The following is a 1,374-nucleotide window of genomic DNA, read 5'->3' on the forward strand; positions in this document are numbered from 1 at the left end:
CCCCCCATATTGCCAATCCCCATTTCTGAGAAGAACGTTGCAACTTGTAACTCTTTCTAAACTTTGTAGGATAATAAACTCAATACATTCTTTATGAAGGTAGGGATCTAAATGTCAGGTACCACTGGAGAACGTCCGTTTTCGGACATCATTACCAGCGTTCGTTACTGGGTAATTCATAGCATCACCATTCCCGCATTGTTTATTGCTGGTTGGTTATTTGTCAGCACCGGACTGGCTTATGATGCTTTTGGTACACCCCGCCCCAATGAATATTTCACACCAGTGCGGCAAGAAGTACCAATTGTGAAGAACCGTTTTGATGCAAAACAACAAGTTGAACAATTTATTGGAAAGTAGTTTGAGATCATGACTAGCGGCAATAACATCAATCAACCAGTTACCTATCCAATTTTTACCGTTAGATGGCTGGCAGTTCACACCTTGGGTGTACCAACTGTATTCTTTTTGGGCGCGATCGCCGCAATGCAATTTATTCAACGCTAGGAGCAAGTTATGGAAAGATCGCCCAATCCTAATAATCAACCGGTTGAATTAAACCGGACTTCACTATACCTGGGACTACTACTAATTTTTGTTCTGGGAATTCTGTTTTCTAGTTATTTCTTTAACTAACTAGAAATACCATTGTTAATCTTTGTTTATTGAACGTGTGTTGATTTGTTGTTAAGGGAGGAGAGAAGCTGTGTCTGGAAGTGGGAGAATTCCCCTGTGGGTCGTCGCTACGGTCGCAGGATTAGGTGTAATTACAGTGTTGGGCATTTTCTTTTATGGTGCCTACGCTGGACTGGGTTCTTCAATCTAAAACTAGTTTGAAGCCAATACTATAAAGTCTGAATTTTTTAGCATTTGTTGAGAAATCAGCATTAAAAAGCCGCCTGTCTCTTTGAGATAGGCGGTATTGTTACAGCAGATTACAAGCAAAGTCAATCAATTTGGGATTTTGGATTGACCTATACTTGAATGTTTTACTTTTGAATCCTGAATTCAGAATTCAGAATTCTGGTGTGATAATCAAGTAATTGGTAAAAAACAAAGTAATTTATTACCAATTACCAATGAAGGAATAAACCAGTTAAGCAATATCTTCGCTTTCTATGTATAAAAATAGGAAAGCGAACACTGCACCTGGTAAAACCCAACCAATGATGGGAACGAAGATAGCAGGCAAATAGGAAGTGCTAGCCAAAATAGTAGGCAAAAATTCAAATGCCATAGAACAAGTCCCTGTGAAATCACACTACAATTCAAGATGAGCTTACTGCAAAGTGAGTCAGATTTTTTAAATTCTAAAGATTTTTAACACAGCAGATATTGGGCGTGGGGCATGGGGCGTGGGGCATACTTGAGAAG

Annotated in this window: 5 protein-coding genes; 4 read left to right on the forward strand and 1 reads right to left on the reverse strand. The window is 39.3% G+C overall.

From position 1 onward, the window contains the following. The first annotated feature begins 111 nt into the window (after positions 1 to 111). The 4 genes from psbE to GNE10_RS34495 all read left to right on the forward strand — a co-directional run bounded on the left by psbE (position 112) and on the right by GNE10_RS34495 (position 826). Positions 112 to 360: a cytochrome b559 subunit alpha gene (gene psbE, locus GNE10_RS34480; RefSeq protein ID WP_099066071.1), complete on the forward strand. Its 249-nt coding sequence runs from the start codon at positions 112 to 114 to the stop codon at positions 358 to 360. Between the two features lie 9 nt (positions 361 to 369). Then, positions 370 to 507 (forward strand): cytochrome b559 subunit beta, encoded by a 138-nt coding sequence (gene psbF / locus GNE10_RS34485; RefSeq protein WP_015115279.1) that lies wholly within the window; start codon positions 370 to 372, stop codon positions 505 to 507. Between the two features lie 9 nt (positions 508 to 516). Next, entirely contained in the window at positions 517 to 636 is a 120-nt protein-coding gene (locus GNE10_RS34490; RefSeq protein WP_096533973.1) for a photosystem II reaction center protein L, read from the forward strand. Positions 637 to 706: 70 nt separating this feature from the next. Then, on the forward strand, positions 707 to 826 hold the full coding sequence (locus GNE10_RS34495; RefSeq protein WP_073644363.1) for a photosystem II reaction center protein J: 120 nt from the start codon (positions 707 to 709) through the stop codon (positions 824 to 826). A gap of 270 nt (positions 827 to 1,096) precedes the next feature. Here GNE10_RS34495 and psaI read toward each other — a convergent pair whose 3' ends face one another. Continuing rightward, complete coding sequence (gene psaI, locus GNE10_RS34500) at positions 1,097 to 1,237, reverse strand: photosystem I reaction center subunit VIII (protein WP_099066072.1); 141 nt, start codon at positions 1,235 to 1,237, stop codon at positions 1,097 to 1,099. Positions 1,238 to 1,374 lie beyond the last annotated feature (137 nt).

It is taken from the genome of Nostoc sp. 2RC (genome assembly GCF_014222165.1).
Lineage (GTDB): Bacteria > Cyanobacteriota > Cyanobacteriia > Cyanobacteriales > Nostocaceae > Nostoc > Nostoc linckia.

What these genes read in the sequence shown, in the direction of transcription:
- psbE (WP_099066071.1), top strand. Translation starts at nt 112, where the DNA reads ATGTCAGGTACCACTGGAGAACGTCCGTTTTCGGACATCATTACCAGC.
- psbF (WP_015115279.1), top strand. Translation starts at nt 370, where the DNA reads ATGACTAGCGGCAATAACATCAATCAACCAGTTACCTATCCAATTTTT.
- psaI (WP_099066072.1), bottom strand. Translation starts at nt 1,237, where the DNA reads ATGGCATTTGAATTTTTGCCTACTATTTTGGCTAGCACTTCCTATTTG.
- GNE10_RS34490 (WP_096533973.1), top strand. Translation starts at nt 517, where the DNA reads ATGGAAAGATCGCCCAATCCTAATAATCAACCGGTTGAATTAAACCGG.